The following is a 26,858-nucleotide window of genomic DNA, read 5'->3' as shown; positions in this document are numbered from 1 at the left end:
GATCACCGCGTCGCCGGGGAGCGCGGTTTCCAGCGCCAGGATGACCGCACCCTGCCCGCCCGGTGTGTGGACGGTGGAGGCGATTTCGCTTTCGCGCACGGTGAAGGCCAGGGTAGCCCCCGACCCTTCGGCCAGCGTGCCACTCCACTGGTTGGTGTTGGCCGTGCCCCAGTTCACTATGGCACCCAGGTTGGCGGTCAACGGCCCGCCCACGGGTTCGCCCGTGCTGTCGTAGGCGATGGGTGTGCCCAGCCCGGTGTCGTTCAGGTGACGAACCAAGTTGAGCCGGCCCTCCCCATCGTAACGGTAGGCGATAGCGGTACGGCCATCACCGCCATCCGGCAGGAGGATGCGGGCAATGCGCCCAGCCGAGTCGCGATGGATGTCGATGCGCTGGTTCGGATCGCCACCTTCGGCAACGATGCCGGCATCCGATACGAGCCACGCCTGGCCATCGGTGAATGCCACGCGCTCCACGCGGCCCTGAGCATCAAGGGTATAGCGGGTGCCGTCCGGTGCGGTCAGGGTATAGGCAGCAGGTACCCACGGCAGGCTGGTGGCCTGGTCGTAGAGGTTGTCGCCCAGGCGAACCAGGCTGTCGGGGCGCACCGCCCCTGCCTGACCATGGGCCTGCAGTTGCCAGCCCTGGTCGTTGCTGAACAGCGGATGCCAGACCTGCGGTGCGTCCGGTTCCGTACCCAGGCGCTCAAGGGTGGTGCCCAGCGTAAAGGCCAGGTGCGCCATGCCGGCATGCGCGTCGGCCAGGCTGGCCGGCACGCTGAGCCAGAGACGGGCACCCTCGCGCCACGGCGCGGTGGCACCGGATGGCAGCGTGGCCGGCTGGTCGCTGGTGAGGCGGGTATCCAGCAGTGGCAAGCGCCAGTTGCCGAAGTCGCCACCTCGGGTGTCGGTTTGCACTGCCCCGCTCCACTCGCGTGCGAGTGCCAGGGTGTGCCCGCCCAGCGTCACGGTCGCGTCGGCGACCTTCTGGCTGGCGAAGGTCTTGTCGGCGCTGTCCACGACGATGCCGGCGCCGATTTCGCTAGTCCGGCCGGCCAGGTCCCAGGCGCTGAGGCGTAGCTGGTAGACGCCGTTCTGCAACAGGCGCGGGTCCAGCGAGGCCAAGGACAGGGCCTGGTTCACCGAGGTGGCGGGGCTGGTTGCCTCGGCCAGGGTTTGCCAGGCATCGCCGCCTGCCTGTGCGAGCTGCAGGCGCCAGCCCATGAGCTGGGTCTCGGCGATGTTGGCGGTGAGTGCCGTCAGGTCGGTGAGTACGCGCGGCTGGCCGTTCGCACTGGCGCCCGCGAGCGCTCCACCCCAGCCCAGTTGCGGCGCTGCGGTGTCGGCCGGATCCTTGACGCGAATGCTGTGCGTCTGGGTGCTGGCAAAGCCGTCCCGGTCGGTAGCGGTGACACGCAGCTCGATGAGACCGGGCTGTGTGGCCGTCAGCCGCAGGCGGCCCGCGGCGTCCAGTGCCAGCGGCTCCCAAGTGCCACTCTCGCCATTTCGCCGCTCGGCGACGAGGCTGGCGATGCCACCCCAGGCCTCGGCGCGCACGGTGGCGACAATGCTCTGGCCCGGCACGGAGGGCGTAGCAGGCGTGGTGCTGACGGTGATGCTTGGCGCGTTGGCGGATGCATCGGCCACCACGCGCAGAACGAAGGTTTCACTACGCTGGTCACGGCCATCGGACACCGTGGCGGTAACTGTGTGATCGCCGATCTGGCCAGGGCCTGGCATCCAGGTCAGGCGCCGGCTCTGGGCATCGTAGACCGCCCCTTCGGGCAACCCAGAGAAGCTGACAACGAGAGCCTGCGTCTGCGCCGCCCCATCGGGGTCGGCGATGACGATGCCGTTGTCGATCCTACCGGAGGTCAGCGGGATGCTTAGGGTATCGCCGATCGCCACGGCGTGGTTGGTCGCCATGATGGTCGGCGCACGGTTCAGGTCGAAAACCCTCAGTTGCACCTTTTGCTCATGGCTGGCGCTGCCGTCGGTGACGCGGAAAGTGAAGGTATACGCCTTGTCGCTGGCCGTTACGTTGTCGACGGTATCCTGGCCCGGCATCCACTCGAAGTAGCCAGTGGCCGCGTCGAAGGAGATGCCGGCCGGCGTGTCTTCGTCATGGAGCAGTGAGAGCTGCAGGGCATCAAGGTCGGCGTCAGCCGCGCGCACGGTGAAGCCGATGGTCTCGCCTTCACGGACGAGTTGCAGCGGCAACGGCAGAATGCGCGGGGCCTGGTTGACGTTGGCAACCTGGATTTCCAGCGTGCGGGTGAAATGCGCCGCACCGTCGCTGGCCCCGATGGTGAAGCGCCACAGTCCCGGAGTACCAGTGTTGCCGTCCTGCGCGGCGAAGAAGTCCGGTGTCCAGGCGAGCGTGGCCCTGCTGCCGTCGGCCGCGGGCGCAAAGACCAAGCCGCGCGGAAGGTCGAGGGCGCGCCAGTCAAGGTGGTCTCCATCGGCATCGTGACCGTAGAGCGTGACGCTCAGGGGAACGCCTTCGGCGGCCTCGATGCGTACCGGCGTGGAGGCATCGGCGGCGCCGCTGTCGGCCCTTTGCTGACCATTGATTTCCAGGCCCAGCAACGCTGGCGCCTGGTTGGCTTCGCGCACGACGATACGCAACGTATGGCGGGTGACGTTGGGCAGCGGATTGGCCGGATTGGTGTAGCCCGCATCCTGGGGCGGCAGGCCTTGGTCGGTCACGCTAAGAACGATGTCACGGCTACCGATGTCATCTGCGGTCGGAGTCCAACTCAGTGTGGCATGGCCGTACTGCTCGGACGGGGTGAACGCGGCCCCGATAGGCAAGCCTTCGGCTGCCCAGGTCAAGGCATCCTGGTCGAGGTCGGCAGCCAACAACGCCACCGACAGCGGCTGGCCAACGATAGCGACGACCTGCTTCGGCGCGACGACGACCGGCGCTTCGCTGACACTGCGAACCGTAAGGACGAAGCCCTTGGCCTGGGTCAGAACCTGATTCGCGTTGCCATCGCCGTTGTCGCTGGCAGACACCATGATGGCGTAGTCGCCGCGATCCCCTTCGCCCGGCGTGAAGCGCAGCACGCCGGTGATCCTGCCGAAGCTGTCGGACGGGTTGCGGATGAAGCTGGCGAAGCGTGGCAAGCCGGTGAAGCTGAGTTCGACCGGATTGCCGTCGACGTCGTCGACGCTGATCGGAATCTCGATGACGCTGCCCTTGTCCACGAAGGCATGGGCGATGTCGCCAATCTGCGGCGCGCGGTTGGCATTGCTGACCTCGATGGGCAGCACCCACTGGCTGACCGCGGGCACGCCTGTGCCATCGCCATCATCGGTGGCGGTCACGGTGATGCTGTAGCTGCCCGCCTGCAGATAGCCGGGCGTCCAGACGATTTCCAGCGTTTCGGGATCGAAGCTCGCGCCTTGCGGCAAGCCGTCGACCTGGTAGCTGACGGTCGGGGCGCTGGTGTCCGGGCCGATTGCCGGAGCGCCTTCGCGCAAACGGACCTTGGGCTCGAAGTCTGGGTTGTCCGGATCGAAAGCGAAGGCGCTAATACGCAGCGGCTGGCCTTCGAGCACATGCCAGGTCTCGGCCGGCGCGAACACTGGTGCGCCGTTGGCGTTGGCGACATTGAAGACGATCTCGCGGGTGACCGAGGTGGTGGATACCTCGCCATCCGGCGCAGTCCAGCTGGCGATGAGATGGACGGGCACGGTGAAGCTGCCGTGCTGGGCATAGCCCGGCGTCCACTCGAGCCAGCCGGTCTCGGGATTGAGGGACGCACCACCGGGCAGCCAGGGCGCAATGTACTTCAGTACCACGGTGGTGCCATCAGCCTGGGTGAGACCACCCGGCACGCTGCCGGCCAGTTGCAGGCTGTAACGCTCGCCCTCGCGCAGGGTCTGCGGGGCAACGGCTAGCAGCACGGGCCGTGGATGCCCCTGCTCCACCGTGACGGTGAGACGGCGGCTGATCTGCACCTTGCCGTCGCTGGCGACGACGGTGATGCCCTCGTAGGTGCCGGCCTGGTCATAGCCTGGCGTCCAGGTGAGCATACCGCTGCCAGCGTCGAAGACGGCGCCGGCCGGAAGGTTGCGGACGGTCAGGGTGAGTGCGTCACCATCGGCGTCGGCTGCCGTGACAGGCAGGCGCAGGGTTTCGCCTTCACGCAGGATCATTTCGCCCAGGTTGGCAATGATAGGCAGGTGATTGCCCCCCGCCACCGCGAGCTGGAAGCGCTTGAAGGCGATGCCACCCCGGCTGTCCTGCACGCGCACGACGATCTCCGTATCGGCGGCGGCATGGGCGGTGGGTGTCCAGGTCAGCGTGGCACGCTGGCGGTAGCCTTGCTCCGCGGCGACCACCTCGGTCTCCGGTGTCAGGGTGACGCCGGCCGGCGCCTGGACCAGTTGCCAGTGGAAGCGCGTGCCGTCCGCATCGAAGGCTTCGATTTCGGCCGTCCAGGGCGTGCCGAGCATGGCGCCCGGCAGCACGGTGGCCGCGTCGGTGTCCGGATCGTCGATGCCAGCCACGGTGAGTTGCGGCGGCAGGTTGCCCTGCGGGACGGCGTAGACGCCGTGGCCGAGGTTGGCCTTGACGAGGTCGGCAAGGCCGGCGCGCGGCGCGAACACACTAGCCGGCACGATGCTGACGGTCTGGTCGGCCAGGGTCGCGCCGACCGCGAGCTTGCCACCCAACCCTTGCAGGGCGGCGCTGAGGTCGAGCAGCCACAGCCCGGACTGATCCGCGCTGGCGACGGCCCCTTCGCCGATGACGCCCTCGAAGTACCGGCCCGGATCGAGCAACAGCATCAGCGGCCCGCGGAGGTCGTCACTGCCGATGTTGGTTATGGAAATGTTGTAACTCACCTCCCCTGTGCCACGATCAGCACGGGTGCGACTGAACTCCAGCCGCAACTGGCTGCTCATGTCGTTGAGCGCAGTGAAGTGGCTGACATAGACCTGTTCGAGCGGCACTTCGCTGTCGCTGGCGAGGTTCCGGCCGATCTCGAGCTGGTAGGCACCCGCCTCGGGCCCTGCCACGTCGAGCCAGGCCGTCCGGGTGGCGGCATCCCAGGTTATGGATTGCGGGCGCAAAACGGCTCCGCCGTTGGCGCCGAGCACGGTCAGGTTGTAGTTGGCCGGGTTGAGTACGCTGCCGGCGTCGCCGTCCGTCCCTGTCCACATCGCCTGGTCGAAGACCACGCCGATGCGGTTCAGGGGCAGTGCCACCAGGGCGCCATCAGGTACGGTCACCGCTTGCACCATCGGTGCGCGACGCGGCGCGATTTCGTCGATATGGCCGGTCTGGGCCACCAGGATGCGACCGTCCGCGGTTGCGACCACGGCCTCACCGCGAGTACCTCCCGTGGCCAGTTGCAGCATGCGCCGGCTGTCGAGTTCGATCATCCAGACGACGGATTGGTGCGGTACTTGCGCATCTCCAGCCGTTACCGGTCGTTGCCGGCCATTGCTAGAGGCAATGAGCAAACCCTCCAGCTCGGTGCCGACCGCACCGAAGGCAAGGCTGTCGATCAGGCCGGCCAGTCGGTACTCCAGCTCCGCACGGCCCGCAGTGCGACCGCTCATCGGGAAGCTGACGATGTCAGTGGACGCGACCAACGCCGTACCCGCCAGCTCGCCACCGCTCCAGGTCACTCCCCACAAGCGGCCATCCGGCGCGAAGGCCAGATCGCCGACACGCTGGTTGCTGAAGTGCTTCCAGGCCTTGGCGGGATCGGTCTCGGCAGGGTTGAAGATCTCGATGCCATTACCCGACGAAACGTAGATTTCGCCCGTTTGCGCATGGATAGCCAGGGCGTGGGTCAGCGGGTCGCCACCTGGCCCCTTGAGGCGCTGGAGAATGGCGCCGCTGCCGGCATCCACTTGCAGGAGTTCGGCGCCGGTCATGATCCAGAGCTGGCCTTGGACATCCACTGCCATGTCGAGGATAGGGGTGTCGAGCGTAAATAACGGCGAGGTGCTACGCCCGCCTTTGGCCTCGTAGTGGTAAACCTCGTTGCGTAGCACGCCGGCGCTGGCCAGGAAGGAATGATCCGGCAGCTCGACCAGCGCCTGGGCGCCGATATCGGCGTCGCTGGCGGCATAGCCGTCGGCGAAACCGCGTAGGCTGAACGGCGCCAGAACGGTGCGCAGTTCACTGGTCTTTTGCGTTGCGACCTGCCCCGGCAATTGCCCGCTGGCCAGTGCAAACAGCGCGTTGCGCGGATAGTCGCGATCCTGCGGGGCCAGAGGCGTTTCACGGGTCTGGTCGAGGGTTTCGAGCACGCCGAGATTGTCGAGCACCGCCTGGCGGGCACCGTCGTCCGGCAATACCGCATTGGTCACTGAAGCGGCCTCGCGGTTGCCCGCCTTGTCGGTGGCCACGGCGAGGAACTCATAATGCCTGCCGGCCACGCCGGTGAACACAGCCTGGGTGGTATCCGGGCCGACCTGGCGCAGCCAGATCTTGAAGTCGCCACCGTCCTCCGCGACGTAGACGGTCACGGACTGGATGCCGCTGGCAGTGTCGATCGCCGTCCAGCGCACGTCGAACGTCGGTGCGCCCTGGGTATCGTTACCCAGAGCGGTGACCGCGAGCGCTGTCTGCGGCGCATGGACGTCGAGCCGCGCCGATACCACCTCACTGTCGATCGGTGGGGCGGCGTCGATCAGGATACGCGCCGACGCGGTGATCTCCACACCGGAAGCGGCCGAATCAGCCGAACGGATGGTGTAGCTGATGAAGCCGCGGGTTTGCTGCTCGGTCTGGGTCTGGCTGGCCCCTGCGCTGGCGACGAGCAGGCCACGGGTGGCGTTCTGCATGACTTCGCCCGTGTCCGGGTCGATGGCTTGCAACAGCCAAGTGGCAATGCCGGTGGAGGCATCCACGCCCGCGCTGACGCGCAGGATGAAGCCCTTGGTGGCCGTGAAGTCGAAGTCGCCCTGGAAGTTGGCCCGATCGCTCGGTAGATGAACATTGATGTCGCCGATCTTGAGATCGCCCAAGCGCAAGGAGCGCGGGTCGAGGTTGGGGTCGAGCTGACTAACGATCCGTAATTGTCCAGCCGGGGTTTCGCTCGGGTTGTTGAAGGACACAGTGTAAGGCAAGGCCGTATCGCCCGGCAGGTAGCGGTTGCCGTCATCACCGAGTACAGGCTGCGGCCCACGTACGCTTACGGCAGCCGCCGTGGCACTGCTCTGCCCTGCTGCCTGTTGCAGGTATTGTGAAAGGTTCAGCGCCTGCCCGGCCACCGGGTTGAAGTTCTCATCGAGCACACCGATGTGGCGCAGATACTCCAGTTCACTGCGATTGCCCGCGAAGACGTTGAAGTTGATGAAGTGGGTGTCATGGCTGGAGCCCAGATCGAACGCGGAGGCATCGGCCATTCCAGGCACGGGAACCTCGACCATGTTGCCTTGTTGGTCCTCACGCACCTCCACATATTCGACCGGCGCCTTGGCCGCTGCCTTATCGCCCGCGTGGGCGGCAGTGTCGCCATACCACTGTTGAACCTTGGCGAAGAAGCCGAGGATATCCGCCTGGGTGTGGTAACTGTCGCCGCCTCGGCTGAGCAGGATGCCGGTAGCCAGGGTGGCATTGAGACTGAGCACCTGGGGGTTGTCACGGATCGGCGGTGCTTCGTTCAGAGGGCGCAGTAACCCTGCGGCCTCCAACGCCCCGAGCCAGCCGTCGATCCATTGCGCCTCGTCGGCGGCCAGCGCGGCGAGCGCCGACGGCGCCGTGTCGTCGGCCAGGATGGCGGCGCGCAGCTTGCGAGCGTGCGCGCTCTGGTCGGCGATGAATTCGTCACGGGTAATCGGTGTGGCGGCACCGACCACGTTGAAGCGGAACGGCATGGCCAGGGCCTCGAGCTTGGTGATGTGCTCTTCCGGCTCTCTGGAGATGAACTTGGCGGCCAGACCCTCGGTGATCCTGTCCAGGTCCTGCACGCCGCCGTCGAGCAGTCCCTGCGCTTTCCAGTCGGGCCGTACGGCGTAAAGCTTGTCGCGCAGCCCTTCGAAGTCGTAGGAGAGCCATTCGGCCAGCCCCGGATAGGTCTGGACGTTGAAACTCATGCCGACGAAGCCGCCAGCCGGGACGTCGAACGCGTAGCCAGGAGCCAGGTTGAAGCCGGCGGTGTTCTGCACGCCGTCCAGCTGCGCCCAGGCGATGTCCGAGCGGGAGGTCCCATCGGTGGGCGTGGCGCCGTACTGTTGGGTGTTGCCAGCGGCATCGAGCGTCCGTCCTGCCGGCTGCCCGGCCATATTGGTGCCGAACACCACGTAGGGCAAGTCGAGACCGCCCAGAACGTCGGCGCTGTAGCCCATCTCCGGTACGCCGACATCGAAGCGCACGTAGGGCGTGTCGACGTTGGTGAGGCTCTGCAGCGAAACGCTGTAGGTGCCGCCCTCCCCCGGTTCCAGGCTGCGGGCGCCACCGATGCCGAGGGTGACGTCGGCCTCGATGCCGCGCTCGACGAGGTAGCGCTGTGCTTCGGTGACACGCTGGCCGTCCGGGTTGATGACGCTCACGTCGTACAGCCCATGCGGGGCGTCGCGCAGGTCGAAAATGGCCCGGATATGGGTCGCATCGATCACCTGCCAACGCTGCGGCTCGACCTCATGGATACCGGGCCGGGCCAGCTTGACCAATGCTCCCGACTTGAAGTGAGCACCATAGATATCCAGTGTGACCCAGCGGTGATTCTCGTCTCCGGTTCCGCCCTGGTCGGGCGTGATCCGGCTGATCGACAGTGGCAGCACGTCCGCGCGGAGCGTGACCGGCGAATTCGCCACACCCTCGCGGGCGCGCACGAGAATGTAGTAGTCGCCGGCTCGGGTGCTGCCGATGATCGCCTGCTGATCGGCGGCGACGGGGTTGCCATAGGCGGCATCGAAGAGCGAGCCCGTCGGAACGTCGCCATAGCGGATATACAGTTCGTTGCTACCCTCGAGGGCGGCGGCATCAAGGCTCACCTGCAAGGTTTCGCCGGCAGCGACGCTAACTTTGTAGAGACGGGCTTCGCCCGGGCTCAGGGTGGTTTCCAGCGGGCTGGCCAGTGCCAACTCCGGTACCGCCACTTGCAATGTGGCGCCGGAAGCCATTCGATTGTTGGCCTCTCCGGGGGAAAGGTTCAGACCACTCGCTGTGTAGTCGATCTTGCCTTCAAAAACCTCGTTATAGAGATCCGGGCGAACGATGATGCGCCAATGGCCGTCCTTGAGCGGCGGCAGTTTGGCCGACAGCGAGCCGGTGTAACTGGTTCCGCCCGCCAGATCACCGACATGGTCGATCTTGCCGATCAGGATGTCGCCCACGTCCCATTCATTGTCGGCGGACAGATAGAGCGCATCGGTCCAACGGCCGTAGGCGGTATTGATCGAATCGTTGCTGATGACATAGTCGATGTGGATCTCGTCACCGACCTTGGCGCTGGTGGGCAGCGTCACGTTGCTGACCTTCAGATCCGCAGGTGGCGGAGTTTCGATCAGGATGGGCTGCTCGGCGGCGGAGGCGTTATTCTGATCCAGTCCGAACTCGCGCACGCGGCCGAACTCGCCCGCGCCCCAGGCGCGGGCCGGGTCGGTCACGACAAAGACGTAATACGGCCCCTCCAGGCTGGTCGGCGCCGTGACGGTCAGGCTGCCGTCGTACCCCGCACCGGCGGCCAGGCCGCCGTTGTGCTGGACGTAGCCCAGGTAACGATCCTGGTTGACGTCGAGGAAACGATCTTTGGACAGGTAAATAAGGTCATACCAGCCCGTCTGATCGCTCGGCGTATCGCCGCCCTGGTTGAGCACCTGGTAGCCGACCGTGAAGCTCTGGCCAGCCAGCGCGCTGTTCGGAGCCGCAACCAAGGCCACCTGCAGGTCGGGAGGCGTCGCCAATGTGATGGGCAGGTCGATGACCGCCGTGTTGTTACCCTCGTCGCGGAACTCTGGAACGCTGCCGGAAGGTTCGCCAAGACGGGCGAGCACGGGCAGCCCGTCACGGATGGTGCTGGGCTCGTTGCTCCACAGATCCTTGAATACCGGAGTATCGGTGCGCACGATCAGCTTGAAGTCACCACTGATGGATTCTGGCAGCCGGAAAGTGGTCGATGCCGTATATGACTCGCCAGGCTTGAGGGTTCTCTCGCTCACGCCGATCGCCTTGGCCTTGAGCAATACCTCGGTTCGGGTGCCGCGATCCACCAACGGGTAGTCGCTGAAATCCAGCGAACCATCGCGCGACAGGTAGACACCATCGTACCAGTTGCCCGTGCGTGTTTCCCGCGTGCCGCGGTTGGTGACCGTCCAGGTGACGGTCACCGTCTGGCCCGAACGCGGGGCCGGATCGGACACGACGATGCTGTCGACCTGGAGGTCGGGCTCACGGTAGGCGATGTCGATCCCGCCGCGGGAGATGTTGTTGTCGTTGCGCAGGCCTTCGTACACCGAGCCAGGCCGCTCCTGCGTCCCGGCATAATGCTGCGTCGCCGAATCGTTGCGTCCGCCGCCCAGCAATTCGCCCTTCGGGCGCCCCTTGCGGTTGAGGCTGTCGTTGGCGTCGTCGGTGATGACGTAGAGGTAGTAGTTCCCGTCCGTGCCCGCCGGCAGGCGCACCTTGGCAGAGGTGGTATAGCTGCCGCCCGCGGCCAAGCCCTCCACATTGGCATGAACGAACGAGCCCAGGAAGGTGGCTCGCGCGGGAATGAACTCGGGATCACTGCTCAGGTAGACCGCATCCACCCAGCTCCGCGTGCCGGCCCAGACCGCGCCCCCCGCGTTGGTGACCGTCCAGGTGACGGTCGTTTCCTCGCCGGAGAAGGCATTCGGTTCGGTGACGACGTCGGTGACCCGCAGGTCCGCCGGGTTCACCCCGACGAGGGACGCGGCGGCACCGGCGTTGTTGTTCTCATCGGTCTCGGCGACCGTCTTCGCCGCATCGGTGCGAACGACGAGATAACGGCCCTGGAGCGAGGGGGCGAGCTGGACGGTCTGGGTGACGCTGTAGCGCTCACCGTTGCCGAGGCGGCGGTTCTGCACATAGTCGCCCAGGTGCCAGATCTCCCGGGCGGCGCTCCAGTCCGGGTTGTCGGTGAGATAGAGGGCGTCGGTCCAGGTGCCGTCGAACACGTCGCCCCGGTTCTGCACCGTGTAGCTGAAGGTGTAGCTGCCTCCGGCATCGGCCGCTTCGGGCGCGACGACCTCGGTGACGGCCAGATCCGGTGGCGTAATGCCCAGAATGCTGATCGACCGGGCCTTGTAGTTGTTGTTGTCGATCTGGGTGGCATCATCCGGGTTGATGTTCGAGGCTAGGGTGTCCTCGAGAATGACGTCGTAGGTATCGCTCCATACGGTGATGAAGTACTCGCCTGAACGAACGTTCTCCGGAATCTTGACCTGCGCCGCGCCCAGATAGTCCTCCCCTATCGCCAGGTTGCCTACGTGGGTAAAGGAGCCTAGCAGGATGTCGCCCTTGTTGGCGCCCGGACGACGTGCATCGCGGGCGAGCCAGACAGTGTCGGTCCAGGTGTTGAGGCTGGCTGCTTCGCCGCGGGTAACGGCGCTGCCGCGGTTGGTGACCGTGTAGCGGACTTCGATGTTGGCACCGTGCACAGCCTGATCGGGCGCCACGACGTTGCTGGCCACGAGGTCGCCGAACGGCACCGAATCGACGTAGAACCGCGCCGCCCTGATGTTGTTGGCCTCGTTGGGGTACTCATCGATGGCATTGTTACCATCTGCCATAACGATCAGGTAAACGTCGCCACGGTAGCGAATGGGGATGTCCACCATGGCCGTTTCGTTGCCATAGGACTCCGACGGTGCCAGCGCGGCGCCATTCTGGTACTGACCGACCAACAGGTCGTCGGCGCTCAGCGTGGCGTCCAGAGACAGGTAGACCTTGTCCGTCCAGCGCCCGCTGGTAGCCACAGCTCCCATGTTGCTGATGGTGTAGCGGATACCGGCGGCGGTGCCAGCTGTCACGTGCTCAGGCACGCTAACGCTACCGACACGTAGATCCGGCCTGGCCAGCATGTTGACGGCGGTGGTTTCGGCGGACAGCAAGGCATTGTTGTCGCGCGCAGTGCCATGCTCGTAGGTCTGGCTGCCACTGCCGCCCAGGTTGGCATTGGTAACAACCTTGATCCGATACAACCCCTCTATCTTGGCGGGCAGGCGCACCTGTTCGCTACGGGTATAGCGAAGGCCCGACGCCAGTCCACGGTCGTAGGTGAAATTCCCCAGCGAAACGGCGTTGCCACCGTTGGCCGGTACCAACCAGACGGTGTCAACCCACAGGCCGGTGGCTCCGGCCTCGCCTCGGTTCTGCACCGTCCAGGTGACATCGACCAGCGCCCCTTCCTGAGAGGAGGCAGGCAAGCCAATGCTCTCCACCACCAGATCGGGCGACTGGGAGAGAGTGACGGGCACCGCGGCCGAACTGCCGGTGTTGTTGGCGCTATAAATGAACTCGAACGGGCCGCCCGTGCGTACATTCAGGTAATAGTCACCTTCGATGCCTTGCGGCAAGGTGACGTCGATACTGCGGCTGTAACGGTCGCCGACCGCCAGTTGACCGGTATGGCGCGCCGAACCGAAGGCGGAGACCACACCGCTGCCATCAGGATTGCGACTGAGCCAGACATTGTCTGACCAATCGGCGTTATCGGTGATGCCGATGCCGTTGTTCACCACCTCCCAGCTCACGCGCAAAGAGCGTCCACTGGCGGCGTCACCATCGACCGTAACCGAGGCGACCCGCAGATCAGCATAGGGGATGGGCATGACGTCGATATCGTGACCGAGCCGCGCCACGTTATTGGCTTCGGAATGGTTTTCAAAGACCTCTGCCCTGGCATCGGAGACGACGAAAAGCTTGTAACGGGCCGAAGTGCCCGGCGCCAGCAAGATACTTTCACGGCGGCTGTACGACTCGCCAACGGCCAGTGCCCCCTCATGCAGGAACTCGCCGAGCACCTTGTCGTCGGCGTTGCCCAGGATTTCATCCTGAGAAATGACAATCCGATCCACCCAATGATTGGCCCGTCCCGCTCCAATCCCCTGATTGGTCACCGTCCAGTCCACCGTGAGCGTTGCCGGATCGTCGATGACCCGCTCCGGCGCATTCACGGCCGTAACGGTGAGGTCGGCGTAAGGCGCCAGTTCCGCGGTGAGCTGTATCGATCTTCGGTTATCTGCGCGATCGGCATCGTCAAGCACCCGGTTGGCGTCATTGATCACCAGAAGTTCGTATTCACCGTGGAAGTCCAGCGGGATATCGAAGTCGACAGCGGCCCGGTAGTTTCCACCACCGGCCAGGCCATCACGGTGCGCCAACTCGGCCACCTTGCGCTGAACGCCTCCCTGAACCAGATAGACGCTATCCGTCCAGGTTCCGGTTGCGCTGTTGCCGTGGTTCTCCACAGTCCATTGCAAATGAACCGTGCTGCCGGATACGACCAGGCTCGGTCCTTGTAGCTCAGTGACCGCAAGGTCGAGTCGAGCGACCTGTACAGGCGTTTGTGCAACAGCCTGGTTATTGCTTTCACCATCCCGCTCGTAGAGCGTGTTGTCCGCATCGGTGCGCACCACCCAGCGGAACTCGCCTACCGGGAAGCCGGAGGGCAGTGTGAAGGTGACGCTGCACTCACGACTCTCGCCAGCCCTCAGAGAGTCCCCCTGGAGCACGCTGGCAACCTCGTACAATCCCTGGTCGCCACGGTCGATGTAGAGGCGATCGCGCCAAGCACGGCTGGCTGTCTGACCACCCTGATTGGTCACGGTGTAGTTGACGGTGGCCTGATCCCCCGGACGCAGGCTGCCAGGCCCAGTGATCGCCGATACGCTCAAGTCAGGTACGGGAGCCAACCCCACCTGGAGCCTGGTCGCGCTCGCCAGGGTATTGTTTGCCGTTCGACCGAGTTCGGTCACCGTGCGGCTGGTGTTGGTATCGACCAACACGTAATAGGTACCGCTCAAGTCGCGCGGCAATGTCAGGGTGGCGCGGCCCACGTAGGATTGCCCAACGGCCAGCAGGCCTGCATGGGTAATGGAACCGGCGAGAACGATATCGTCCTCGCCGCCGAGCTGCTGGTCGGCCGACAAGACAATGCGGTCGTTCCACAACGACAGGTCGGTGGCTGCATTGCCCTCGTTCTTGACCTCCCAGGTCACCAGGATACTTTCGCCGCTCTGGGCGAACTCAGGCGCACTCAGCGTCACGACGCGCAGATCCGCGTACGCGGCGGCCAGTGCGATGGCCTTGGCCTGGCTGACGTTATCCGACAGGGTATCGGGTTCGAGCACTTCGCTGGCGGTGTCGGTGCGCACGCCCAGGTAATAGCGGCCCTCCGGGCGCATGGGGACGCGGATGGTCGCAGTCTGGGAATAGCTTGCGCCCTGGGCGAGTCCTCCGCAGTGACGAACGGTGCCGATCACCACATCGTCGGCGTTGCCGATGATCGCGTCGGTACTCAGGATGACCTGGTCGTTCCAGTTCTCTGTGGTGGCCGCCTGACCACGGTTGGAGACGATCCAGTTGACCGTCACCGACTCGCCGCCGACCCCTGTCGCGGGCACGCCGACTTGATCGACTCGCAGGTCGGCATAGGGCGTGGCAGCCGAGACTATGTTGGTCTTGGTGCTGTTGTTGATTTCGGCGTCATTTTCGATGTTGGTTTCAAACAGCACGCCAAAGCCGGCTGAGTTCTGGTCAGCCGTCACAGTGATACTGATATCCCCTGCCCCCTTCAGGCCATCGGGTAAACGGAAAGTGAAGCTCCGCTCCCGCGAATGCCCAGGCTGGATCGCGCCGAGCATTTGTCCATCGTTGATCTGCAGTGGATCGTAGTTCAGGCTGGTATCGAGCAAGGTGATATTGCCAGCCGTGTTGCGCACGACGATGCGGTCATCGAAGGCAGTGCCGGTGGCACTGCTGCCGAGGTTCCAGTCCTCCCAGCGCACGGTCACCAAACCACCGGCCTGAATGGTTCCTTCATCGATCCGCAGGTTACGTACTTGCAGGTCAGGCCCCACGCTACGGCGCAGCTCGGTGAGATTATTGCCTTCCCCGGTGCCCAACGCATTGGCCTCGACTACCTCGGAGGCGCTGTCCGCCAGCACACGAATGGCGAACTGGCCAGAAGACGAGAGCCCTGTTGGCCAAGTGAACTGGGCATGGCGCTCACGCTGGGCATCGACGGCCAGAGGGCCGGCAGAGGTCTCGTCGCGAAGGCTGATCGTGGCCACGAGTTCATTGGTGGACAGGTTGCGCACCTCGAGACGCTCACTCCACAGTTCTTCGACCGCTCTGGTTCCCCGGTTGGCAGTGCGCCATGTCAGCTCTACGGTTTGACCGGGCTGATAGTTACCATCCGGCGTCAGCGCCAGGTTTTCCACCACCAGGTCGGCATAGGCAGCCAGTGCCACATCCACCTCCTTGGAGAGAGCGTTGTTACCCTCAGCGGTTCCGGTGGTATTACTTTCACGTATCACATTGTCTGCATCGGTAATCACCGAGAATGCTAGGCGGCCGGCCGCCGAAACGCCTGCGGGCAACTGCACCATCGCGCTACGGGTGCGACTTTCGCCTACGGCTATACTGCCGGACTGGCTGGCGTCATACGGCACGGTCATGTTGACGACCAAGGCACCGGTCTCGAGGTTGCGCACCAAAATCCGGTCATTCCAATGAGTGCTCGTCGGTTGCACACCACGGTTTTCGACAACCCAGGTAACCTGAACCGCCTGACCGGTGAACAGCTCATCCGCCGGGTCAAGCTCGAGACTGTTGACCGCCAGGTCGGGCGCTTGACGAACAACCAGGCTGTCAAGAATGATTGGCGCCTTTTCCGGAACCTTGACCACGTTGAACGTCACGCTGGCTTGCGGCTGACTCTCTGTGTTGAGTCCTTCCAGCATGAGCGTATAGACCCCACTCACGTTCAAGGCTTGCGGCTCCTGATCGTAACCAGTGAACAGCTCGCGATAGCGCCGTTTGCCTGCGCTGGAATCCCAGGCTGACTCGGATCGGCTTTGTCCCATGCTGCTATGCGAGAACACCACCCGCCCCGCTGGATCCAGCAGCGTCCAAAGTGGCACGCCATGGGAAATACGGTTATCCATGAAATCGGAGCGCGTCGTAAGCACGTCGAAGTAATAACGTTCGCCTGCTGTCGCCTCGAACTTGTATAGCTGCACACCGTTCGATGGTGTCAGAACCGTACTGACCGGAGCTCCGGGCTCGATGGTCACTGCACTGCTCGACTCGAGAACACGGAACTCATACGGCACGGCGGCGGTAGATGAGTTTTCCAGCGTCAGCACGTAATCGCCTGCAGCCAAGCGTGGAGCAACGTCATAACTGCTCCGCATGGGCTGGTCGAACACCACGCCATCGGAATGTTGCAGACGCCAACCCAGGCCACCACTGGTCATGAGGCTGTCGAATACCAGAGTTGCGGCCTGATCGAGATGCAGCGCATAGCGAACGGCAGCGCTACCGCTCAAGGTGCCGCTCTGGGTAGCGTTGAGAGTAAGATCACCGCGGTCAGTAGCCTGAGCCATCGTGAAGGCATAATCCTGTGCGGCTGTGCGACCACTGTCGCCTTCGATGGCCAACAGATAGGTGCCGGTCTTGGTTAAATCCAGCTTGACCTGCCCCAGCGCCCCCCACCGAGTGACGACCGTGTTGCCTTGCGGATCGATCACCCTCCAGTTACCTGAAATCGACTGCTGACCAAAGAGATAGTAGGTATCACCCGCGGTCGCATCGAAACGATACAGTTTGGTAGAGTTACCTGGACTCAGAGTGCCGCTGCTGGTGGCTCCCAATGCAAGCGCCTCGGCAGTACCAGCCGTCAGAATCTGGAATTCATAAGGCATCGACTTCCACCCATACGTGCTGAAAACACGCAGGGTGTAGTCCCCAGCAGGCAATACGGTAATGGGATCGTTCGAGTAGAGCGACTGGTAGAAGAGCTGCCCATCGCCCCCCGTCAATGTCCAATAGGCATAGCTTTCAGCAAAGCTGTGGCCAGCGAACGCCAGCACGCTGGGCTCGCTGACACGCAGGTAATAGCTTCTCTGCGAATAGGCACTGACAGTACCGCTGTAGAGGGTATCGAAGGCCACCTCGTTGGAACTGGCGGTGAAGCTGTAGGAAACTGCAGCCGCTGCATCCTCGAGGCCATCGACCACCAGATAGTAAATGCCCGCACCATATGTACTCAGGCTGAAAAGGTTCGACTCAACGCCAAAAGTTCCGGATGCTCGCTGTGATCCGCTGTTGCTATAGAGTGTCCAACGCAAGTTCTCGGTACTGGCCGAGTGTGGAATGAATTTGAAAAGCCCGCTCGCCAGCGAGCTAATTCGATAGACGCTAGAACCAGAACCGAACTCCAGCGTACCCTCGACAGCCTGCCCCATGACGATAGGCGAAGCAGCTTGAGCCAGCTCGAGAAACTGGAAGCTCACAACATCATCTTGCGCCGGCGCCAGGTCGGTTGCGAATACCAGTGTGTAGATTTCACCTGCACGAACAGTAATCAAAGTGCCGCTCGAGCCAGACATGCTCCCACTGGCGCGCCGGTTGCCCTGCGAGTCTTCAAAATGCCAACTTCCGTTCTGGCTGTTCAACACGTCCAGCCATAGCAGGCTATCGCTTTCCGCCTGGAAGCGATAACGCAACGTACCATCTACGCCCAACGTTTCCGTGACGCTCGCCCCTAACGCCAGCGGCCGGATGGATGACGATGCAACGGGCCGCAAGAGCAGATCTAGCTGAACCGTCGATGCCTCCGTATCGAAATCCGTCTCCACGAGCAGGTAGTACCTGCCATCGACAGGCAGATCGCGTAAAACGAAACGGCTTTCCCCTTCAAAACCGTCGCCAATCACGTTTCCATTGCTGTCAATGACGACATAGCGACTACCACCGACGGATTCATTCGCCCTGCCATAGATCAGGCTGTAGGCCTGCTTGGCATCCACACCAATGATCACGGCACCGCCAGAAGGTACTTGAGCCTGAGACGTTCCGTCAGCGTTGGCTTCGAGGGCCGCTGCGAAATCGAGCAGGCGCATACTGACCTGCCCTTCAGAGAAGGGGTCGCCTTTCAATATCAGGGTGTATTGCCCCGCTGCATCGAGAGCCAGTAGGCAGTCTTCAGGGCTATAACTATCCCCCGCGGCGACTCTCTCCCCCTGAGCGTCCCATACTTCCCATCCATAAACAGCAGCCGAGTTCAGCAGATCAACGTAATACTGAACCGGCCCAGTAGTCTCGAAGTGGTAACGCAGAGTGCCATCGGTGTCGAGTGCCCCCATGGCCACGTCACCGAGAGACGGCAGTGCTTGTGTGACTACCGGCGTAAGGATACTTAGCGCAAACGTCTGATCGCCTGATACCTGCTCATCCCAAGAAGGATCCCAAATCAGCGAATAAGTGCCTGTACTTGGCAGATTGTGAAAAACGAACTCGGCATACAAGCTGCTGGAGAGGTAGAACTCCTGGCCAGTCGGATCAACAAGATGGAGCATACCGCTGACATCGACACTACTCGGCAGATAAACGAGGCTGTCTCCTGCCTTGGCGTCAAACTGAAAGAGTCGCGCCACACCAGTGGAGGCACCATCAATAGTGGTATCGGTATCCAGTGCGATAGGCGACGCCGAGCTCAGATTACGCAGCGCGAGCGCATAGGTTGCCGCGCCCCGGCTCTCCGACTTCAGTGTCAGGACATAGCTCCCAGCATCAAGATCAAGTATGGGGCTTTCATAAGGAACATACTGCACATTCCTCCAGCTCCCCGCATGCACTGGTTGACCGTCTTTTGTCAGCGACCAAGACATCTCCCCTTGAATTTGCGAGGGGTCGAGGAAAATCTGCTGAGCCTCGCTCAGCGTGAACTGGTAGCTGTCCGTGACCGTCTCGTCGACAGCTCCTGCAACCCGGTTGTCAAAGGTGATGGGGAGTAACCGCTCACACCATTCCCGCAATTCGAGCCGCGCATTCATAGGCTCCGACGAGTAATCGTTGGAAAGCCAGAGCAGGTATTCTCCGGTTCGCGAAGCTGTATAGGATTGATAGCTTTGCTCATAACTGTACATCCAGCTAAGTGCACTATTGGGCCCTAGAAGCTGCCAGTACGCATCACCGGGAGAGCGCATGTAAATTCTCTCTCCCGCAACCAGATTCAGTTTGTACAAACGCGCCCCATCCGGGACGATGTCATTCCCTGTCTGCACGACCTGCGCATGTGCCTGGTCTTCAACATACAACTCGACCTTGGCCTCGGTTCCGTTGTTGCTGTTACTCAGCGTCAGGGCATAGTCGCCTGCCTCCAGCCAAATCGAACCGGCAGAGCTCCCTGATGCCTCAAAGGATCCGGACGTCAGACTGCTCTGCACACCTTGCAGATACCAGGGCAGGTAACGGCTATCCGACGTCTTGCCTGAAATGGAGTACCAACCCGCGGAGTCGGTACTGAACCGAAAACTCGTACGCTCTTGGGCGGAGATCACGACGGAAAGCTGCGCGCCAAACTGCAACGTTTCCCCTTCGGGGCGCGTATCCACAGACCGCAGCAGATCGACGACAAAGCGATAATCCACAGGCTGAGCATTATCCAGATAGCCATCCAACAAGAGCAGGTAGCGCCCGGACGCATCGATCGAAATATCGGACATTGCGCCATCGGTTCTCGATCTGGTGTACCCAGATGGTCCAATCAACCGCCAGTTGATGCGCCCCTCTTCGAGGGCGTCCATTTGCAAGGTGATCTGATCTCCCGCCCGTGCGGTGAAGGCATAGCCCACGGCCTGAGTGCCCGGAATGAGCTGCCCCTGTTGTGCCTCGCCGTACACTAGCTCATGTTCCGCCGTCTGCTGCCGGGTCATTAGACGGAAGGCGAAAGGCGCCTCCACCGTCTCCCCACTCGGAACAGGCCTGGAAATAACCAGACGATAAACACCCGCCTCGACCGATATGAAACGGTTCCACTCGCTCGTATCCGACGCGAAAGAGTTGCTGGATACGTACTGCCCATCAATGGTGCTGATGAGCCGGTAGCTGAAGTGGTCATTGCCCTGCAAGGCGTCGAACAAGAGTGATGCGGGCTCGTCTAGATTGAATGCATACTCGACGACATTGCCTGTCGAGGGAAAACTGCCGGAGACAAGCTCTCCCAGTTGCAAGGGTGTGGGAATGATCGGCCGAACAACCACTTGGTAACCGATGGATTCAGTGTTGCTTACACCTCCATTGCGATAGAGCACGAGCACGTAACGACCGGAAACGAGCTCACCGGTATCGCGAGGTGATCCACTGTCCGAATGCAGCAGGGAGATACCATCGTGATCGCGATAGAGCGACCACGCCATCCCATCGATATCGGTCGCTGTAAGGGCCACGCTGACTCGACCAGGCTCTTCTACGTCGAAGGCATAGGCGACCGCTTGCTGGCTGTCCGTCAGGGCTCCCTGCGCCCCCTCGCCATCAAGCACCGGCGCATTCATATCGAGCAGGCGAACCCGATAGGCCCCTCCAGCAGAATTGTCACTGGCAAACGTCAGAACGTACTCGCCTGCCTCTAGACGCCTAGAGTCGAGCGGAAGGGTGCCGTTGTGCAGATATTGCCACCCCCCCTCACTCAATCCCCAGTCAGCTGGGGCAATGCGCCAGCGCACACTGGCCTCGCTCCCCTCAGAAATCACCAGCAGGTGCTTGCTGGTTACAAGATCCAGACGATAGCTATGGTAGTCATAGGGCGCAGCAAGTTCGCCACTCACTACCTCTCCGACGTTGGCGTCATGCATGACCTCACGCGCCATGTTCGAGGTCAGGGTATAGCTGACACTGCCCTGCGAAGCATTGGCATGATCGACCAAGACCCAATACTCGCCCACCGCAGAATCGGCATCGAAGGACACCGCAGTGCCTGAAGCCCCAATAACCTGGCCATTGGAAGCAACGACCGTTAAGCGGCTACCCTGACCCTGCACGCTTGCATGCCACTGTTCTCCCTCCCGTGCCACCAAACGATAAAGCCCGATGTCGCTGGGCTCGACCAGAACACCCGAGGTCGTCATGGCGTCGGCCAGCCGGCTGACGCTAGTCATGTCACTCAAACGCAGAGCATATTCACCAGGTACGCTGTTGCTACCCGTATTGCCTTTGACCGCCAGCCGATAGGAGCCGGCCGCCAGATCAAGAATCGCTGGCAAACCCTGACTGCCCGAATAGCCAAGAGCACGGCCTTGGGCATCGACAAGAGACCAATTGAAACGACTGCTCAAACCACTCAGCACCAGACGCTGTCTGGTCTCCAACGAGAATGTCCAGGTATCGGTAACTTGGGGCGCCGCCAGATTCCCGTCGTTGTTCTCCCCCAACAACAGGCTGTGCTCCTGATCATGCGCCAGGCTCACCATGAAACCCAGATCGGTATCTGCCGCTACAGACTGTACGATCAGGTAATATCGCCCAGCTGAACTGATCTCTCGACTGTAGTCATGGCGACCATTCCACCAATCCAGTGAACGACCACTGGCATCCAGCAAAGTGAACTGCGAGCTAATCCCCTCGGCCAAAGGGCTGGGCTTGTATGCCAGATAGGCGCCAGGCGTCCCGTCAAAAGCGTATACGTGCGTGCGTCGTTCTTCGCCGAATGAAATGGACTGCTGCCCCTCAAGAGACTCGGAGGGCAGAGCGCTGAGATCGAGCAGACGAAAACGCAAATCGCTCACTGCATGGCTGCGTGAATAGACCCGAAGCGTATAGGTTCCCGCCACCGCCAGATGCATTGCTGCGCGATCTATAGTGAAAGCCTCGCTACGCACTCTGCCGTTCGGCCCAAGTAGCTCCCAGAAAAGATCACTGTCCTCGCTCAGCCCTTCGAACAACACCGTGGTCGGCGCTTCAACGTCGAAGGTATATCGGTTCTCTTGCGCTGGTCGATCCAACGCATCGCTCACCAGACTGGATAACTCGAGGGGCGCAGTCTTGAAAGTAGGCTGGCGCAACACCATGCGATAGTGTTGAGTGTCCGTACCGTCGCCCCTCAATGCAAGGTAATAGGTACCCGAGGACAACAAGAAAGAGCTGGAGTCATAGTACGTATTGCCTTCTTTTTGCAATTTGCCGGATGCATCGTAAAGCTCCCAACTGGCGCTTGGGTTGGCATCGCTGATGGCGTCCCAGAGCAACTCCATGGTATCGACCAACTCAACCCTGTACGTTTGCTCATTTCGATCTGCAGACAGCTCCAGTTCGACTTCCGCATCCACGGCAAGAGAAGGCAAGGTCGAGACATCAGCCACTCGCAGACTGAAGACGCCAGTACGCAAGTCGCTAGCGGAAACGGAGAGGTCATAGTTCCCCGCCGGCAGTTCCAGAAAGCTTGGCCACCCGTTGAAACTGCGGTTGCTAACCTCACTCCCTCGAGGGCCGCTCAGGCTCCAACGGAAGCTCTGATCGTTACCGCTCTCGATCAAGACTCGCGCAGGAGCAGTCAAAGTGAAACTGTACTGAACTGCTTCACCAGGCGCAGCGAGTTCTCCATTGACATCCTGATTCAGAGCCAACACCGCCGTCGACGTGGTGTACGGCTGCAGGTTGAATTTGACTGTGCGTGGCTGGTTTTCCGGAGATTTGGACGTTACGGCTGGGAAGAGCGCCAACAAGTACTCGCCACTGGTATTCAGAACGATATCCGACTGGTCGTAAGAGGTATTACCGCTACGCAGGACACGCCCGAAGGGGTCGATCAACGACCATCGGGCGGCTTCATTGATCGAATAGTAACTATTCAGGCCATTGAAGTAATAACGCTCCCCGGCATTGGCATTAAATCGATAGAGCCGAGACTCGCCAGCAGGAATAGTGTCACTGATTGGAGCACCTGGGAGGAGCTCGACACCAGCCACCCTATCGATCATGCGGAACCGGTAATTGGCGGGAGTATCTTTGGTATTGCCCAGCAGCAGAGTGTATTTACCCGGCGCAAGCGCGTAGCTATTCGTATCCTCGGTCAGCGCACTCCAGCCTACCGAGGTGCCGAGTGGCCCCTTGAGCATCCACCGTAGCGATCCAGCACTGCCTTGCTCGTTGTTCAAGGTATCGAACACGACGGTCGAGGCTGAGTCCAGCGTAAAGGTGTATTCAGCGAGACTGTAACGATCATCGAGCACACCACTGAATTGGTCATTCATGACCAACAAATCGGAGGTTCGTTTCTGCTGCCCGAGCGTGAAAGTGACGTTACTGCTACCAGATGAGTAGTAGTTCCCCTCGTTCAGTAGCGTATACGACCCGGCAACAGGAAGAACGAACGAGGTGCCGATGCTGTCGCTGTCAACCGATGCAACCTTGCGACCATAGGGGTCGACCAAGGTCCACAGTGAACCGGAAGAACTATCGTTCCAGTTGAGAACGACCGTGGCATTGGCCGTCGCATCGAAGCGGTAGCCTAGCGTGGCGTTGCTCGGCGAACGGGTCACCGTCATCGACTGCCCCATTTCGAGGGTGGGCAGCATTGCCGCATCGAGCACCTGAAACGCATAGGAGCCGCTGTTACTCAGCCCCCCGGAATAAGACGCGCCTTTGATGGTCAGGGCGTAATCGCCGGCAGCCAGGTTGAACACCGGGTAACCATAACTTCCATCGCTGCTGTACAGCGACCGTTGCTCGACCTCCGCTCCCCGTGGCCCCAACAGAGACCAAATGGCGCTGCTGCTGGATTGATTTTGGGTGTCCAGAACCAGCAAGGTGTCCGCAGCCAAGGTGAAGCGATAGGTCTGTGTCGCATCCCAGGATGGCAGGGTACCGGCCACAACAGTCCCCAGGATCAACTCCTGCCCCTCCGGCAAGGCGGGTTGAGGCTCATTGCCTGCAGTATTGAGCTGTATGCTGTAATCGACCGGTGCCACGTTACCCACCTGCCCTTCGACGAGCAGCGTGTAAATTCCGGCCGTCTTCAGCGTCACGGCTGCGCGGCTTGTGGCGAGGTTGTTGGAGCCGGCGACGTCACGACCGAAGCGATCGATCAATCTCCACGTAGCGCTTCCGCCGCTGACGCCATTCGACTGGAAGGCCAGCTTGTCTCCTGCGGAGACTTCGAAGCGATAACCCTGTAATCCATTACCCGGAGAGAGAGTCCCGGTGATTTTGGTGTTCAGACCGATGGAAGGTTCGGTCGCCAGGTCAACCAGGCGGAAAGAGTAGGCACCGGTTGCGCTCCCGGTCCCGGCCACCACCAGACGGTAGCGACCAGTCGGCAGGTTCAGAAGGCTCAGGGCCGAAGCTGCGTCACTTTGATCGAAGCGGCGTCGTGCCACCTCCTCGCCGCGCGGCCCGAGAAGAGTCCACACCAGGTCGGAGCGATTGGTGCGTGAATCGAACGCCAACTGAGTAGCTGCCGACAGCTCGAACGCGTAAACCGTGGATTGACCGGCTGTCTCGACGCTACCGGAAACCACTTCACCTAGAGCCAAGGAGGACATGACATCCGGAACCCTGTTCACGGCGAATCGATAATTCACCGCCGCATCGGCCGTATTAACATCCGCCCCGTCCATTACAAGCCAGAACTCGCCCGTGGTGTCGATGTTCAACGGACTCCCCGCTGTCATCAGAGTACTGGACGCCACCTGAACTCCGAATGGATTCACGAGTCGCCAGGATAACGCCCCGCCAGCCAGGGAGCGGCCCTCCACGAAAATACGCTCGCCGGCATTCAGTGACATTTTGTAGAGCGTTGTTCCCCGTGCATGATCAAGTGTCGCGGCTACTTCGCGACCGGGTGTGAGTGATTGCGCCGATGCTCCGGTCAGCAACCGAAACGGAAACTCGCCAGTCGCTCTCAGCGAAGACGGATCGATGATCAACGAGTAGGCGCCTGCTGGTAACCGAAGCCAGCCCAGACCGTCGGTATAACTGGTAACCGAGGTCGAACTGGTCAAGTTTGAAATCTTGGTGCCTTCCGGCCCAGTCAACGTCCAACGGACATCATCGGTGAGCCAATCCAGGAGCACCGGAGTGTCTTCGGACAATTCAAATTTGAATTGAGCTACTTGCCCGATCCGCTCGATACGTGCCCCCACTAAGGTGTCCAGTAGCAAGTTCGTCTTACTATCAGGCACTTGGTGCAGTGTGAATCCGTACTCGGTCGGCGCGAAGTTGGAAACGGCCCCTTCCACGACGAAAAGATATTCGCCGCTGTACTTCAGGTTGAAGGTGTCTCGGTCTGAAGAGAAGTAATAGGAGCTCCCCTCCTGACGGCCATAAGGATCAATAAGGCGCCAGCTTACTTCACTACCGGAAGCCGAGTCTGGCTGGAAGTAAAGCTTTTCTCCAGCAGTAGCGGTGAAACGATAGACAGCGGACTTGTTACCGCTATCGAGGATAGCTTTTACCTCCTTGCCCAATTCCAGATCAGCTGCAACCTCCGCATCGATGATACGCAGGGCATATGCTCCCACCGCATCGCTCTGCCCATCGATGGTGATCCGATAAGCGCCCGGTGCCAGTTCAAAAACTGGCGAATTGGCAGAGCCAGCATCAGTGTTGGTAAAGCTTCGGCTGGTTATCTGGCCTGTAGGCCCTTCCAGCTTCCAATACATATCACTGCGATTGGTCAAGCTGTCGAAGACGACCCGGTGCGACTCCTCAACCGTGAATTCATATTGGGTCTTCTCTCCCGGAGTCGCCAGTTCCCCTTCAATCATCATGGCGGCCGGATTGACATCACCGGAGAGCAAGACACGTGGTTCAAGGCTCTCGAAACGGACACCAGGCCCGTGTGCGATCTCCCTTTCGCCCACTGAGGAATGAAGCACCGAGCGTTCCTGGCGTGATCGACGATAACTTGAAAGGAGGCCTCCGAGAATCGAAGCCAGGGGCGACAAGGCGAAACGCCCACCAATAGGTTGACGATCTAGAGGCTTGCTCATATCAGGGCTCCCAGGGAGAACATCAGGGGAAACGGTAAGAAATGACAGGCAACGGTCTTCGGAAGGAGTCGTTGCATTAGGGTCGACAGCTCGCCCAATCACGGAGGCGGTGTATCACTGTTTCCTACGGGATCTGGAAAGTGCGCCGAACAGGTGATGCCTGCAGGTATTTCAAGATTCGGATTGGGCAGTTCCAAGAGCACGACAAAGGTGCCGCTGGCGGCATTCAATAGACGGTCGACCGAGCGCACCAGGGCGATATAGCGCTCATTGGAAGAAAGCTCGGGGACGACATCGACCTTCATGCCGACATGGATCTGGCCAAAGGTGGTCTTCGGCATAACCACCTGCACACGTAGCGGATCAAGCTGAGCAACCCGAAAGATTCCTCGCTTTCCAGCCCCCGGCTCCACGACCTCGCCGACAAACGCCAGTTGCTCGACAACGACGCCATTGAACGGGCTTTGAATCCTTCGCAATGCAAGGAGACTGCGCTGTTGCTGATGCTCGAGTTTTGCGAGCTGGCGATTCTCTGAGGCGACTTTCAGCTCCGCCTCGGCAAGGCGCAGCTCTGCCTCAGCATCATCACTCTGCTGAGCCGGCATCAGATTTTCCTCTGCCATGGCCTGCAGGCGACCGAACTTGCGTTGCGCAAATTCAATCTTGCTTTTGGCAAGCTGCGTAGGGCCGACTTGCTCGGATTTGAAACGTGCCAACTCCGTCGCGGCAGTCTCCGCGCTTGACTCCAAATGAGCCAAGATCTGACCTTCGCTGATTCGGTCTGCTCGACTAACGAGAACCTCAGATAAGAGGCCTGTGATGGGTGTTCCCAGATCGACCGTTTGGCTCGGTTCGATCAGGCAGTTAAAGGCATATGCAGGTGAAATGCTTCCAAAGCAGCAACAGATGAGAAAGGTCTTGAACCAAGCCAT

Annotated in this window: 2 protein-coding genes (1 of these 2 cut by a window edge); both read right to left on the bottom strand. The window is 61.5% G+C overall.

Annotation, left to right across the window (positions count from 1 at the left end; all coding sequences use genetic code 11):
• Positions 1 to 26,028: part of a CARDB domain-containing protein coding region (locus tag ACSVIK_RS22670; RefSeq protein WP_442446413.1), annotated on the bottom strand (this coding region is incomplete at its 3' end). Its footprint begins 7,735 nt before the window's first position; the window shows 26,028 of its 33,763 annotated nt.
• A complete protein-coding gene (locus ACSVIK_RS22665; protein ID WP_442446412.1) occupies positions 26,025 to 26,858 on the bottom strand; it encodes an efflux RND transporter periplasmic adaptor subunit in 834 nt (277 codons plus the stop codon). The genes ACSVIK_RS22670 and ACSVIK_RS22665, both read right to left, overlap by 4 nt.

The organism is Pseudomonas sp. NCHU5216 (genome assembly GCF_052156495.1).
Lineage (GTDB): Bacteria > Pseudomonadota > Gammaproteobacteria > Pseudomonadales > Pseudomonadaceae > Aquipseudomonas.
Note: the sequence above shows the minus strand (reverse complement) of the source record. Positions and strands in the feature narration are given on the sequence as shown.

What these genes read in the sequence shown, in the direction of transcription:
- ACSVIK_RS22665 (WP_442446412.1), bottom strand. Translation starts at nt 26,858, where the DNA reads ATGGCTTGGTTCAAGACCTTTCTCATCTGTTGCTGCTTTGGAAGCATT.